Source organism: Pseudomonas cichorii (genome assembly GCF_003700275.1).
GTDB lineage: Bacteria > Pseudomonadota > Gammaproteobacteria > Pseudomonadales > Pseudomonadaceae > Aquipseudomonas > Aquipseudomonas cichorii_B.
Genome location: NZ_RBRE01000044.1, coordinates 15,250 through 28,726, shown reverse-complemented (window position 1 = coordinate 28,726; position 13,477 = coordinate 15,250). Strand labels below are relative to the sequence as shown.

At 59.3% G+C, this 13,477-nt stretch carries 13 protein-coding genes; all 13 read left to right on the top strand.

Translation table 11 applies throughout. The annotated features are described in order from the left end of the window. Positions 1 to 36 precede the first annotated feature (36 nt). The 13 genes from ALQ04_RS12575 (at position 37) to nuoF (ending at position 13,451) form a co-directional block, all read left to right on the top strand. Complete coding sequence (locus ALQ04_RS12575; protein ID WP_122316087.1) at positions 37 to 483, top strand: NUDIX hydrolase; 447 nt, start codon at positions 37 to 39, stop codon at positions 481 to 483. Positions 484 to 543: 60 nt separating this feature from the next. Then, entirely contained in the window at positions 544 to 1,674 is a 1,131-nt protein-coding gene (gene mnmA / locus ALQ04_RS12570; protein WP_122316086.1) for a tRNA 2-thiouridine(34) synthase MnmA, read from the top strand. Beyond that, complete coding sequence (hflD, locus tag ALQ04_RS12565; protein WP_122316085.1) at positions 1,674 to 2,294, top strand: high frequency lysogenization protein HflD; 621 nt, start codon at positions 1,674 to 1,676, stop codon at positions 2,292 to 2,294. Before mnmA ends, hflD begins: the two co-directional genes overlap by 1 nt. A gap of 130 nt (positions 2,295 to 2,424) precedes the next feature. Beyond that, on the top strand, positions 2,425 to 3,795 hold the full coding sequence (purB, locus tag ALQ04_RS12560; RefSeq protein WP_122316084.1) for an adenylosuccinate lyase: 1,371 nt from the start codon (positions 2,425 to 2,427) through the stop codon (positions 3,793 to 3,795). Positions 3,796 to 3,855: 60 nt separating this feature from the next. Continuing rightward, positions 3,856 to 5,022, top strand: coding sequence for a cupin domain-containing protein (locus ALQ04_RS12555; protein WP_122316083.1), 1,167 nt, complete (start codon positions 3,856 to 3,858; stop codon positions 5,020 to 5,022). After that, positions 5,015 to 5,437 carry a GNAT family N-acetyltransferase gene (locus ALQ04_RS12550; protein WP_122316082.1) on the top strand — a complete coding sequence of 141 codons (423 nt, stop codon included), beginning with the start codon at positions 5,015 to 5,017 and terminating at the stop codon, positions 5,435 to 5,437. Before ALQ04_RS12555 ends, ALQ04_RS12550 begins: the two co-directional genes overlap by 8 nt. Before the next feature lie 185 nt (positions 5,438 to 5,622). Continuing rightward, complete coding sequence (locus tag ALQ04_RS12545) at positions 5,623 to 6,363, top strand: secretin N-terminal domain-containing protein (protein ID WP_122316081.1); 741 nt, start codon at positions 5,623 to 5,625, stop codon at positions 6,361 to 6,363. A gap of 503 nt (positions 6,364 to 6,866) precedes the next feature. Continuing rightward, positions 6,867 to 8,192 (top strand): isocitrate lyase, encoded by a 1,326-nt coding sequence (aceA, locus tag ALQ04_RS12540; protein WP_122316080.1) that lies wholly within the window; start codon positions 6,867 to 6,869, stop codon positions 8,190 to 8,192. A gap of 453 nt (positions 8,193 to 8,645) precedes the next feature. Then, complete coding sequence (locus ALQ04_RS12535) at positions 8,646 to 9,059, top strand: NADH-quinone oxidoreductase subunit A (RefSeq protein WP_122316079.1); 414 nt, start codon at positions 8,646 to 8,648, stop codon at positions 9,057 to 9,059. Between the two features lie 10 nt (positions 9,060 to 9,069). After that, the gene (locus ALQ04_RS12530) at positions 9,070 to 9,744 is read left to right on the top strand and encodes an NADH-quinone oxidoreductase subunit B family protein (RefSeq protein ID WP_025259479.1); all 675 of its coding nucleotides are present in this window, start codon (positions 9,070 to 9,072) and stop codon (positions 9,742 to 9,744) included. 73 nt (positions 9,745 to 9,817) lie between these two features. Then, the gene (gene nuoC / locus ALQ04_RS12525; RefSeq protein WP_122316078.1) at positions 9,818 to 11,599 is read left to right on the top strand and encodes an NADH-quinone oxidoreductase subunit C/D; all 1,782 of its coding nucleotides are present in this window, start codon (positions 9,818 to 9,820) and stop codon (positions 11,597 to 11,599) included. Between the two features lie 2 nt (positions 11,600 to 11,601). Continuing rightward, entirely contained in the window at positions 11,602 to 12,099 is a 498-nt protein-coding gene (gene nuoE, locus ALQ04_RS12520) for an NADH-quinone oxidoreductase subunit NuoE (RefSeq protein WP_122316077.1), read from the top strand. Further along, positions 12,096 to 13,451, top strand: coding sequence for an NADH-quinone oxidoreductase subunit NuoF (nuoF, locus tag ALQ04_RS12515; protein ID WP_122316076.1), 1,356 nt, complete (start codon positions 12,096 to 12,098; stop codon positions 13,449 to 13,451). The genes nuoE and nuoF overlap by 4 nt, the downstream gene beginning before the upstream one ends. Positions 13,452 to 13,477 lie beyond the last annotated feature (26 nt).

Genomic DNA, 13,477 nt, shown 5'->3' with positions numbered 1-13,477 from the left:
TCACCCTCCTCTACAGCCAGCAATGAGAGCAATCCTATGCAATGGCACGCACACGTTACCGTAGCCACGATTGTCGAAGATCAGGGCCGCTTCCTGTTTGTCGAAGAACTCAAGGGCGGAAAATCGGTACTCAACCAACCTGCCGGCCATCTGGACCCGAATGAAAGCCTGCAGCAGGCGGCAGCTCGCGAAACCCTGGAAGAAACCGGCTGGGACGTCGAACTGACCAGCGTGATCGGCATTTACCTGTACACCGCGCCCAGCAATGGCGTGACTTACCAGCGCATCTGCTTTGCGGCCAAGGCATTGCGTCATCATCCCGAGTACACACTGGACGAAGGCATCGTTGGGCCGGTCTGGCTGACCCGCGACGAACTCATGGCACAACAGGATCGCTGGCGCAGCGAGCTGGTCCTGCGCTGTATCGACGATTATCTGAATGCCGAACATTTCAGTCTTGCCCTGCTGCGCGACAAGGCGTGAGACTCGTGACGCTCAGCCTGATAGAATCGCGTCCTTTTCAAGGCCACCCATTGAATCCCCATGCGTGATCCAGCCCACTGCAACCCAGAAAACAAGCGCGTCATAGTCGGCATGTCCGGCGGCGTGGACTCCTCCGTTTCCGCTGTCCTGCTCATGGAGCAGGGTTATCAGGTGGAAGGCTTGTTCATGAAGAACTGGGAAGAAGACGACGGAACGGAATACTGCACTGCCCGCGAAGACCTGGCAGACGCCCAGGCCGTGTGCGACAAGATCGGCATCAAGCTGCACACCGCGAACTTCGCCGCCGAATACTGGGACAACGTCTTTGAACACTTCCTGGAAGAGTACAAGGCCGGCCGTACGCCCAACCCGGACATCCTGTGCAACCGGGAAATCAAGTTCAAGGCTTTCCTCGACTACGCCATGATGCTGGGCGCCGACCTGATCGCCACCGGCCACTATGTACGCCGCTGCGATATCGACGGCCGTACCGAACTGCTCAAGGGCCTGGACCCGAACAAGGACCAGAGCTACTTCCTGCACGCCGTCGGTGGCGAGCAGATCGCCCGGACGCTGTTCCCGGTCGGCGAACTGGAAAAGCCGGAAGTACGCGCCATCGCCGAGAAACATGGCCTGGCGACCGCCAAGAAAAAGGACTCCACCGGCATCTGTTTTATCGGTGAGCGCCGCTTCACAGACTTCCTGCGCCAGTACCTTCCCGCCCAGCCCGGCGAGATCAAGACCACCGAAGGCGAAGTCATCGGCCGCCATAACGGCCTGATGTACCACACCATCGGCCAGCGCCAGGGCCTGGGTATCGGCGGCCTGAAGGACGCGAGCGATGATCCGTGGTATGTGCTGGTCAAGGATCTGGAACACAACGAACTGATCGTCGGCCAGGGCAACGATCATCCCTGGTTATTTTCTCAGGCGCTGGTCACCTCGCAGATCTACTGGGTCAACCCGATCGATCTGAGCAGCCCGAAGAAACTGACCGCCAAGGTACGCTATCGCCAGGGTGACCAGCAGTGCACGCTGGAAAAGACCGCAGATGGCTACCGCGCCCTATTCGATGAACCGCAGCGCGCCGTGACACCCGGTCAGTCCGTGGTGTTCTATGACGGCGAAATCTGCCTGGGGGGCGGCGTGATCGAGATTGCCGAACCCTGGAAGAGCAAGGACAAGCGTTGATGACCCCTATTCAGGAGCAACTGATCGCTCTGGGCGGCGTATTCCAGGCCGCCCTGCTGGTCGACAGGATCGCCAAGACCGGTCAGGTCAGCGAAGCCGGGCTGAGCTGCATGCTCGGCAGCCTGCTGGTGCTGGACCCCAAGGACACGCTGGACGTCTATGGCGGCGACGACCTGAACCTGCGTGAAGGTTACCGCGCCATGGCCAGCGCCCTGGAGCGCGACCCCGCGACCCTGCAGCGTGAACCGCTGCGCTATGCATTGTCGATTCTGGGGCTTGAGCGGCAACTGGCCAAACGTGAAGACATGCTGGAAGTGATCGGCAAGCGCCTGCCGCAGATCCAGTCTCAGGTCGAACATTTTGGCATCGCCCATGAAAACGTGATCGCCGCTACCGGTGCGCTGTATCAGGACACCCTGAGCACCCTGCGCCAGCGTATCCAGGTGCATGGCGACATGCGCAACCTGCAGCAACCCAACAACGCCTCGAAGATCCGCGCCCTGTTGCTGGCCGGTATTCGCTCGGCACGTCTGTGGCGACAAGTTGGCGGCCACCGCTGGCAACTGGTCTTCAGCCGACGCAAGTTATTGAAAGAACTCTATCCGCTGATGCACGGCTGAACCGCCACCCAGCAGCGACCCTTACCACCAGGCACGACGCTATCAACGCTGGTCAGTCCGATCCAGTCGGACTGAAATTTCATGTATGATATGCGCCCCTTTTCGATGCCCGACTGTTCGAGACCACCCCATGCAGCTTTCTTCGCTCACTGCGGTTTCCCCTGTTGATGGCCGCTACGCCGGCAAAACCCAGGCCCTGCGCCCTATTTTCAGCGAGTACGGTCTGATCCGCTTTCGCGTGATGGTTGAAGTTCGCTGGCTCCAGCGTCTGGCAGCACACCCGCAAATCACCGAAGTACCGCCGTTCTCCGCGCAAGCCAATGCCATCCTCAATGTCCTGGCCGAAGATTTTTCCGTGGAACACGCCGAGCGCGTGAAAGAAATCGAACGCACCACCAACCACGACGTCAAGGCCGTGGAATATCTGCTCAAGGAACAGGCCGCCAAGCTGCCCGAGCTGGACAAGGTCAGTGAATTCATCCACTTCGCCTGCACCAGTGAAGACATCAACAACCTGTCCCACGCCCTGATGCTGCGCGAAGGTCGCGACAACGTGATGCTGCCGCTGATGCGCCAGACCGCCGAAGCCATCCGCGAGCTGGCCCTGCGCTTCGCCGACGTACCGATGCTGTCGCGTACTCACGGCCAACCAGCCTCCCCGACCACCCTGGGCAAGGAACTGGCCAACGTCGTCTACCGCCTGGAGCGTCAAATCGCTCAGGTCGCGGCCGTTCCACTGCTGGGCAAGATCAACGGCGCGGTCGGCAACTACAACGCGCACCTGTCGGCCTATGCCGATATCGACTGGGAAGCCAACGCACGCGCCTTCATCGAAGACGAGCTGGGCCTGGGTTTCAACCCGTACACCACCCAGATCGAACCGCACGACTACATCGCCGAGCTGTTCGACGCCATTGCCCGCTTCAACACCATCCTGATCGACTTCGACCGTGATATCTGGGGCTACATCTCCCTGGGCTACTTCAAGCAGCGCACCATCGCTGGCGAAATCGGCTCGTCGACCATGCCGCACAAGGTCAACCCGATCGACTTCGAGAACTCCGAAGGCAACCTGGGCATCGCCAACGCCCTGTTCCAGCACCTGGCGAGCAAACTGCCGATCTCCCGCTGGCAGCGCGACCTGACCGACTCCACCGTCCTGCGTAACCTGGGCGTGGGCTTTGCACACAGCGTTATCGCTTATGAGGCCAGCCTCAAGGGCATCAGCAAGCTGGAACTGAACGAACAACGCATCGCTGCCGATCTGGACGCCTGCTGGGAAGTCCTGGCCGAGCCGATCCAGACTGTGATGCGTCGCTACAACATCGAGAACCCGTACGAAAAACTGAAAGAACTGACACGCGGCAAGGGCATCAGCCCAGAAGCGCTGCAAACTTTCATCGACGGTCTGGACATGCCAACCGAGGCCAAGGCCGAGTTGAAGAAACTCACGCCAGCCAATTACATCGGCAATGCCGTGGCACAAGCCAAGCGCATCTGACCTGTAACAACTTTGCACACGCCCGGCTGTGCCGGGCGTTTTCATTTCAAGGGCTTACAAATGAATCCTGATATTCCTCTTCAACTTCTGGGCGGCATGAGCGCGCGTGTTTTCCTGCGTGATTACTGGCAGAAAAAGCCCCTCCTGATCCGTCAGGCGCTGCCGGACTTCCAAAGCCCGATCGATCCTGACGAGCTGGCCGGCCTCGCCCTGGAAGAAGAAGTCGAATCCCGTCTGATTATCGAAAACGGCGAGCGCCCATGGGAACTGCGTCGCGGCCCGTTTGCCGAGGACGATTTCAGCAAGCTGCCCGAGCGCGAGTGGACCCTGCTGGTCCAGGCCGTGGATCAGTTCGTTCCGGAAGTCAGCGAACTGCTGGAGAACTTCCGCTTCCTGCCAAGCTGGCGCATCGACGATGTGATGATCAGCTATGCCGCACCGGGTGGCAGCGTCGGGCCGCACTTCGACAACTACGACGTGTTCCTGCTGCAGGGCCACGGCAAGCGTCACTGGCAGATCGGCCAGATGTGCGACGCCGAGAGCCCTCTGCTGCAACACGCCGACCTGCGCATCCTCGCTGACTTCCAGAGCACCGAAGAGTGGACCCTGGAACCCGGCGACATGTTGTATCTGCCACCCCGCCTTGCCCATTGCGGCGTGGCCGTGGATGACTGCCTGACCTATTCGGTAGGTTTCCGTGCGCCGAGCGCTGCAGAAGTGCTGACCCACTTCACGGACTTCCTCAGCCAGTTCATTCCGGATGAAGAACGCTACACCGACGCCGACGCACAACCGGTCAGCGATCCGCACCAGATCCAGCGCGACTCGCTGGATCGTCTCAAGGCCCTGCTGGCCGAGCACATGGGCGATGAGCGCCTGCTGCTGACCTGGTTCGGCCAGTTCATGACCGAGCCACGCTATCCGGAGCTGGTCGTCGGCCCGGAACTGGAAGAAACAGAGCTGCTGGACAGCCTGGAACAGGGCGCCATTCTTGTTCGTAATCCAAGTGCGCGTCTGGCCTGGTCAGAAGTTGATGACGATCTGCTACTGTTTGCCAGTGGCCAAAGCCGTCTTCTGCCGGGCAGCCTGCGCGAACTGCTCAAATTGATCTGTGCAGCCGATTCGCTGCACAGCGAAAACCTCGGCCAATGGTTGGCCGATGAAGAAGGTCGCAATCTACTTTGCGAACTCGTAAAACAAGGAAGCCTGGGATTTGCCGATGAATAAAATCACCGTATCCGTCGCGGACTGGCAGAGGAATAACGCCGATATCCGGCGTATTCGTGAAGCCGTGTTCATTGCCGAGCAATCGGTACCACCCGAACTGGAATGGGACTCGGAAGATATCGACGCCGTGCACTTTCTCGCCCGTGAAGGCGATTATGCGGTCGGTACAGCCCGTCTGCTGCCGGATGGTGAAATCGGTCGCCTGTCGGTCCTCAAGGACTGGCGCGGCCTGAAAGCCGGAGAAATGCTGCTGACCGCCGTCATCGCCGAAGCAGAGACGCGCGGCCTGCGACAGCAAAAACTCAGCGCACAGGTCCAGGCCGTTGCGTTCTACCAGCGTTTTGGCTTTACCGTGGTCAGCGACGAGTTTCTCGAAGCCGGACTGCCGCACGTCGACATGGTACGCGAGGTCTGATCCAGACCGATATGTAGGCGTTTTTCAGCGCACTACATAACCTGACGCCCCGTCATTTCCTTCCAGCCTGACTATGCTGGAACAAGGAATGCCGGGGCGTTTTGCCATCCACTACTTAACTTGCCCCACCCCAGGCCGACAAAGTGGCACACTCAGGCTTTACGCGCCCCTCGCGGAGATTGGACATGCTGTTACGTACCCTGCTCACCTCATTGCTGGTCGCATTCAGCGCCTGCACGCTGGCCGCCACCGAAGTCGTCCCGCTCAATTACCGCACCAGCGCGGACCTGTTGCCGGTCGCCAAATCCTTTCTGGGAGCAGACGGCACTGTCAGCGCCTACGGCAATCAGCTGATAGTCAACGCAGAATCGCGCAAGATCGAAGAACTTCGCGCCCTGCTATCGCAACTGGATACCGCCCCCAGACGCCTGCTCATCAGCGTCGACACCAGCGACAGCGCAGCTCGCACCAGCAACGGCGGCAATGCAACTCGAATCATCAGCTACGGCACTTCCAGTCGCGAAGGCGGCGTGCAGCAGGTACAGGCCACTGAAGGCACACCGGCACTGATCCAGACCGGGCAAAGCATTCCCCTGACTACCACTCGCACGGATGCTTATGGCTACCCCGAAAGCAACACCGAATACCGCAATGTCACCCAAGGCTTCTACGTAACGGCCAGCGTTACCGGCGATATCGTGCACTTGAACATCAGCACCAATCGCGACCGCATGAGCCAGGAACGTCCGGACGCCATCAAGGTGCAGAGCACCGATAGCCAGGTCAGCGGACGCCTGGGGGAATGGATCACCCTGGCTGGCTCCAGCGATCAATCGGTGGCCGACCAAAGGGGAATTGCGCAACGCTATTCCACCCAGGGTCGCGACGACATGATTCTGCGGGTCAAGGTTGAAAGCCTTGAATGATCGGCACTGGCTCTAAACCCGGTACCCACGGGCCTTTTAGTGACCCGGCGGTCGCATTCAAACAAATATGTAGTGATCACAAAAAAGCACTACAAAACGTTTGACGGGTAAAAAAGAGCGAGGCATGATTGCCTCGCTCCCGCTAATCAGAGGCCGTCAAAAAGCCTCAGGATCGAAGCTCTAAGCCTGAGCCGATTCCTGTCGATATTGCCCACAAGGCAGTTTGACGAGGTTACGACTGGAACGAAGTTGTCCCGAGGGACGCAAGCGTTAGCGGTTGATCGGCAGAGTTTTTCGAGCGAGGCAAAAAGGCATCCACGAGCCCGATTGCCCCTTGAGTCGTATCGACCTCCAACTTCCCTCCCGACCACTTCGCGCCCCGTCGCCACCGCTTGATTGCCGACCTCTGACAGGCGAGCAGCCATCTACCGTGCCTTCGATAAACGGGGCGTTTTGGCGGAGCAGGATCTTCCAACCAAAACCTGACAATGAGGTTTATCACCATGGCACTGACACGCGAACAACAAATAGCGGCTCTCGAGAAAGACTGGGCTGAAAATCCGCGCTGGAAAAATGTGACCCGTACCTATTCCGCTGCTGATGTCGTCCGCCTGCGTGGCTCGGTTCAACCTGAACACACCTTCGCAAAAATGGGCGCCGACAAGCTGTGGAATCTGGTCACTCAAGGTGCCAGGCCGTCTTTCCGCCCGGACAAGGACTTCGTCAACTGCATGGGTGCCCTGACGGGCGGCCAGGCAGTGCAGCAGGTCAAGGCAGGCATACAGGCGATTTACCTCTCGGGCTGGCAGGTTGCCGCCGACAACAACTCTGCCGAATCCATGTATCCCGATCAGTCACTGTATCCGGTGGACTCGGTTCCCACCGTGGTCAAGCGTATCAACAACTCGTTCCGCCGTGCCGACCAGATCCAGTGGAAAGCCGGCAAGAACCCGGGCGATGAAGGCTATATCGATTATTTCGCGCCAATCGTGGCCGATGCCGAAGCCGGCTTCGGTGGCGTGCTCAACGCTTATGAACTGATGAAAAGCATGATCGAGGCAGGCGCTGCCGGGGTGCATTTCGAGGATCAACTGGCGTCCGTCAAAAAATGCGGCCACATGGGCGGCAAGGTACTAGTGCCGACTCAGGAAGCCGTGCAGAAACTGGTCGCAGCGCGCCTGGCTGCCGACGTTGCAGGTGTGCCGACGATTATCCTGGCGCGTACCGACGCCAACGCCGCCGACCTGCTGACTTCCGACTGCGACCCTTACGACAAGCCTTTCGTCACTGGCGACCGCACCCATGAAGGTTTCTACAAAGTGCGTGCCGGCCTGGATCAAGCCATCTCCCGCGGCCTGGCCTATGCGCCTTATGCGGACCTGATCTGGTGTGAAACCGCCAAGCCGGACCTGGACGAAGCCCGGCGCTTCGCCGAAGCCATCAAGAAGGAATACCCGGACCAGTTGCTGTCGTACAACTGCTCGCCGTCCTTCAACTGGAAGAAGAACCTGGACGACGCGACCATCGCCAAATTCCAGCGCGAGCTATCGGCGATGGGCTACAAGCATCAGTTCATTACCCTGGCAGGCATCCACAACATGTGGCACAGCATGTTCAACCTGGCCCATGACTATGCCCGCAACGACATGACTGCCTACGTCAAGCTGCAAGAGCAGGAGTTTGCCGACGCCGCCAAGGGCTACACCTTCGTGGCTCACCAGCAGGAAGTGGGAACCGGCTATTTCGACGACATGACCACCGTGATCCAGGGCGGCACCTCATCGGTCACTGCACTGAAAGGCTCTACCGAGGAAGAACAGTTCCACTGATCACCCAGGCAAGCAGTTGAGCGGACAGGCCACCCCAGGGTGGCCTGTTTTGCATGTGCAAGCCGAGCGCATTGATCCGGGACAAGCCTTGATACGGTTTGCAGTGATACAACTGTAATGTGTTAATAAAAACAGAACCGGACCACGGCATGCCTCGACACACTATCAAACGCCCTTTCAAATGATATCAATTATCATTCAAATTACCTTTTATTGCTTTTCACTATTTACCCCGATAATTAGTGAAAACCTTGGCAAGGCCCGGCCTGTAGGCCTCACAGCCATGACTAGATGCCTTGTGCGATTAATTCATTAAATAATTTTGATGTAGAAAATTTACTTGCCAAGTATTTACACATAAAATCAATCCGATGCTCCCGCTGCGACATATCGTCACGGACTCACTCTTTATCAAGCACAGAGACCTTTGCTCTCTATCTAAGGACTGCCAGCATGCCCGAAACGACAGGTTTGATTGCCCACAACTGGGGCTTCGCCATTTTCCTTTTGGGTGTTGTCGGTCTTTGCGCCTTCATGCTCGGTGTCTCAAGCCTGCTGGGAAGCAAGGCCTGGGGTCGCAGCAAGAACGAACCTTTCGAGTCCGGCATGCTGCCTACAGGCAGTGCTCGCCTGCGCCTCTCCGCAAAATTCTATCTGGTCGCGATGCTCTTCGTGATCTTTGACATTGAAGCCCTTTTTCTCTTTGCCTGGTCTGTGTCCGTCCGCGAAAGCGGCTGGACCGGATTCGTCGAAGCTCTCGTTTTCATAGCAATTCTGTTGGCAGGTCTTGTCTACCTATGGCGGGTTGGAGCGCTTGATTGGGCTCCTGAAGGTCGTCGTAACCGGCAAGCGAAGCTAAAACAATGAGGCTTTGGCGATGCAATACAATCTCACCAGGATCGACCCGGATGCTCCAAACGAGCAGTATCCAATCGGCAAACGGGAAACCGTTTCCGATCCGTTAGAAGATCAAGTCCACAAGAACATCTACATGGGCAAGCTGGAAGACGTGCTGAATGGTGCGGTCAACTGGGGGCGTAAAAACTCCCTGTGGCCATACAACTTCGGCCTGTCGTGCTGCTATGTGGAAATGACCACCGCCTTCACGGCGCCCCACGACATCGCCCGCTTTGGCGCCGAAGTCATCCGGGCATCGCCGCGTCAGGCGGATTTCATGGTTATTGCCGGGACTTGCTTCATCAAGATGGCACCGATCATCCAGCGTCTCTACGAGCAAATGCTTGAGCCCAAATGGGTCATCTCCATGGGTTCGTGCGCCAACTCCGGTGGCATGTACGACATCTACTCTGTGGTACAGGGCGTGGACAAGTTCCTTCCTGTCGATGTGTACGTGCCCGGCTGCCCGCCCCGCCCAGAGGCTTTCCTGCAAGGCTTAATGCTGCTGCAGGAATCCATTGGCCAGGAGCGTCGTCCTCTTTCCTGGGTCGTCGGTGATCAAGGCGTGTATCGCGCCGAAATGCCGTCGCAAAAGGAACAGCGCCGCGAACAGCGTATCCAGGTCACCAACCTGCGCAGCCCCGACGAAGTCTGATCCATCCCGTTCTTCTTATAAAAAAGACAAGACTCGGGTTGATTCTGTACGTTGACCGAAGTGATTGAGACCTATGACTGCAGACACCGCTCTGTACATCCCGCCTTACAAGGCTGACGACCAAGACGTCGTCGTAGAATTGCACAACCGCTTTGGCGCCGAAGCCTTCACGGCCCAACCGACCCGTACCGGCATGCCGGTGCTGTGGGTCGCGCGCGCCCACCTGGTCGAGGTGCTGAAGTTCCTGCGCCAGGTAGCCAAGCCCTACTCCATGCTTTACGACCTGCACGGTGTCGACGAACGCCTGCGCACTCACCGTCGCGGCCTGCCCGACGCTGACTTCACCGTGTTCTACCACCTGCTTTCGGTAGAACGTAACAGCGACGTGATGATCAAGGTCGCGCTGTCCGAAAGCGACTTGAGCCTGCCCAGCATCACCAGCATCTGGCCAAACGCCAACTGGTACGAGCGCGAAGTGTGGGACATGTTCGGTATCGACTTCCCGGGCCACCCGCACCTGAGCCGCATCATGATGCCGCCGACCTGGGAAGGTCACCCGCTGCGCAAGGACTTCCCGGCTCGCGCCACCGAGTTCGACCCGTACAGCCTGAGCCTGGCCAAACAGCAACTGGAAGAGGAAGCCGCCCGCTTCCGTCCGGAAGACTGGGGCATGAAGCGTTCCGGCGAGAACGAGGACTACATGTTCCTCAACCTCGGCCCGAACCACCCTTCGGCTCACGGTGCATTCCGCATCATCCTGCAACTGGACGGCGAAGAGATCGTCGACTGCGTTCCGGACATCGGCTACCACCACCGTGGCGCCGAGAAGATGGCCGAGCGTCAGTCCTGGCACAGCTTCATTCCGTACACCGACCGTATCGACTACCTGGGCGGGGTGATGAACAACCTGCCCTACGTGCTCTCGGTCGAGAAGCTGGCAGGCATCAAGGTGCCGGAGAAGGTCGATACCATCCGCATCATGATGGCCGAGTTCTTCCGCATCACCAGCCACCTGTTGTTCCTGGGTACCTACATCCAGGACGTGGGCGCCATGACCCCGGTATTCTTCACGTTTACCGACCGTCAAAAGGCCTACAAGGTCATCGAGGCCATCACCGGCTTCCGTCTGCACCCGGCCTGGTATCGCATCGGCGGCGTTGCTCACGACCTGCCACGCGGCTGGGAAAAGCTGGTCAAGGAATTCGTCGACTGGCTGCCAAAGCGCCTGGACGAATACACCAAGGCCGCGCTGCAAAACAGCATCCTTAAGGGCCGTACCATCGGTGTTGCTGCCTATAACACCAAGGAAGCCCTGGAATGGGGCGTCACCGGTGCCGGCCTGCGTTCCACCGGCTGTGATTTCGACCTGCGCAAGGCCCGCCCTTACTCAGGCTACGAAAACTTCGAGTTTGAAGTCCCGCTGGCGGTCAATGGCGACGCCTATGACCGCTGCATGGTCCGCGTCGAAGAAATGCGTCAGAGCATCAGGATCATCGACCAGTGCATGCGCAACATGCCGGAAGGCCCGTACAAGGCGGATCACCCGCTGACCACGCCGCCGCCCAAAGAGCGCACGCTGCAGCACATCGAAACCCTGATCACGCACTTCCTGCAGGTTTCGTGGGGCCCGGTCATGCCGGCCAACGAATCCTTCCAGATGATCGAAGCGACCAAGGGCATCAACAGTTATTACCTGACGAGCGACGGCGGCACCATGAGCTACCGTACCCGGATCCGCACTCCAAGTTACCCGCACCTGCAACAGATCCCTTCGGTGATCAAAGGCAGCATGGTCGCGGACTTGATCGCGTACCTGGGTAGTATCGACTTCGTTATGGCCGACGTGGACCGCTAAGCATGAACAGCACGCTTATCCAGACAGACCGTTTCGCCCTGAGCGAAACCGAACGCTCGGCCATCGAGCACGAGCTGCATCACTACGAAGACCCGCGCGCGGCGTCCATCGAAGCCCTCAAGATCGTCCAGAAGGAACGTGGCTGGGTGCCGGATGGCGCCATCTACGCGATCGGCGAGATCCTGGGCATTCCTGCCAGCGACGTCGAAGGCGTGGCAACGTTCTACAGCCAGATCTTCCGTCAGCCGGTCGGCCGTCACATCATCCGCGTCTGCGACAGCATGGTCTGCTACATCGGCGGCCATGAATCGGTCGTCGGCGAAATCCAGAGCAAACTGGGCATCGGCCTTGGCCAGACCACAGCCGACGGCCGCTTCACGCTGTTGCCGGTCTGCTGCCTGGGCAACTGCGACAAGGCTCCGGCCCTGATGATCGACGACGACACTTTCGGTGACGTACAGCCTGCTGGCGTTGCCAAACTGCTGGAGGGCTACGTATGACCCTGACTTCCTTCGGCCCTGCCAACCGTATCGCACGGAGTGCAGAAACCCATCCCCTGACCTGGCGTCTGCGTGACGATGCCGAGCCGGTATGGCTCGACGAATACCAGACCAAGAACGGCTACGCGGCTGCGCGCAAGGCGTTCGCCGACATGTCGCAGGACGACATCGTCCAGACCGTCAAGGACGCCGGCCTCAAGGGCCGCGGCGGTGCAGGCTTTCCCACGGGTGTGAAGTGGGGCCTGATGCCCAAAGACGAATCCATGAACATCCGCTACCTGCTGTGCAACGCGGATGAGATGGAACCCAACACCTGGAAAGACCGGATGCTGATGGAGCAACTGCCCCATCTGCTGATCGAAGGTATGCTGATCAGTGCCCGCGCACTGAAAACCTACCGTGGCTACATCTTCCTGCGCGGCGAGTACACCACCGCTGCCAAGCACCTGAACCGTGCGGTGGAAGAAGCCAAGGCAGCCGGCCTGCTGGGCAAGAACATCCTGGGCAGCGGCTTCGATTTCGAGCTGTTCGTCCACACCGGCGCCGGGCGTTACATCTGCGGCGAAGAAACCGCACTGATCAACTCCCTGGAAGGCCGTCGCGCCAACCCGCGTTCCAAGCCGCCCTTCCCCGCCGCTGTCGGCGTCTGGGGCAAGCCGACCTGCGTCAACAACGTCGAAACCCTGTGCAACGTACCGGCCATCATCGGCGACGGCGTTGACTGGTACAAATCCCTCGCCCGCGAAGGCAGTGAAGACCACGGCACCAAGCTGATGGGCTTCTCCGGCAAAGTGAAGAACCCTGGCCTGTGGGAACTGCCATTCGGCGTTACCGCTCGCGAGCTGTTCGAGGACTATGCCGGCGGCATGCGCGATGGCTACAAGCTCAAGTGCTGGCAGCCAGGTGGCGCCGGGACCGGCTTCCTGTTGCCAGAACACCTCGATGCACAAATGTACGCTGGCGGCATCGCCAAGGTCGGCACCCGTATGGGCACCGGTCTGGCCATGGCGGTAGATGACAGCATCAACATGGTGTCCCTGCTGCGCAACATGGAAGAGTTCTTCGCCCGCGAATCCTGCGGCTTCTGCACCCCTTGCCGCGATGGCCTGCCATGGAGCGTCAAGCTGCTGCGGTCGCTGGAGAAAGGCCAGGGGCAAGCCGGTGATATCGAGACGCTGCTCGGTCTGGTCGGTTTCCTCGGCCCTGGCAAGACCTTCTGTGCACACGCACCGGGAGCCGTGGAGCCATTGGGCAGCGCGATCAAGTATTTCCGCCCGGAGTTCGAGGCCGGTATCGCGCCCACCAGCGCTACCGTCCCGCCTCTGGCACGTCCGATCATCGTCGGCGCGTGACACTTTGCAAGGTGAAGGGCCCTTGC

Bases quoted from the DNA above. Each gene is read 5' to 3' on its own strand.
- ALQ04_RS12575 (WP_122316087.1), top strand. From the start codon at position 37: ATGCAATGGCACGCACACGTTACCGTAGCCACGATTGTCGAAGATCAG.
- mnmA (WP_122316086.1), top strand. From the start codon at position 544: ATGCGTGATCCAGCCCACTGCAACCCAGAAAACAAGCGCGTCATAGTC.
- hflD (WP_122316085.1), top strand. From the start codon at position 1,674: ATGACCCCTATTCAGGAGCAACTGATCGCTCTGGGCGGCGTATTCCAG.
- purB (WP_122316084.1), top strand. From the start codon at position 2,425: ATGCAGCTTTCTTCGCTCACTGCGGTTTCCCCTGTTGATGGCCGCTAC.
- ALQ04_RS12555 (WP_122316083.1), top strand. From the start codon at position 3,856: ATGAATCCTGATATTCCTCTTCAACTTCTGGGCGGCATGAGCGCGCGT.
- ALQ04_RS12550 (WP_122316082.1), top strand. From the start codon at position 5,015: ATGAATAAAATCACCGTATCCGTCGCGGACTGGCAGAGGAATAACGCC.
- ALQ04_RS12545 (WP_122316081.1), top strand. From the start codon at position 5,623: ATGCTGTTACGTACCCTGCTCACCTCATTGCTGGTCGCATTCAGCGCC.
- aceA (WP_122316080.1), top strand. From the start codon at position 6,867: ATGGCACTGACACGCGAACAACAAATAGCGGCTCTCGAGAAAGACTGG.
- ALQ04_RS12535 (WP_122316079.1), top strand. From the start codon at position 8,646: ATGCCCGAAACGACAGGTTTGATTGCCCACAACTGGGGCTTCGCCATT.
- ALQ04_RS12530 (WP_025259479.1), top strand. From the start codon at position 9,070: ATGCAATACAATCTCACCAGGATCGACCCGGATGCTCCAAACGAGCAG.
- nuoC (WP_122316078.1), top strand. From the start codon at position 9,818: ATGACTGCAGACACCGCTCTGTACATCCCGCCTTACAAGGCTGACGAC.
- nuoE (WP_122316077.1), top strand. From the start codon at position 11,602: ATGAACAGCACGCTTATCCAGACAGACCGTTTCGCCCTGAGCGAAACC.
- nuoF (WP_122316076.1), top strand. From the start codon at position 12,096: ATGACCCTGACTTCCTTCGGCCCTGCCAACCGTATCGCACGGAGTGCA.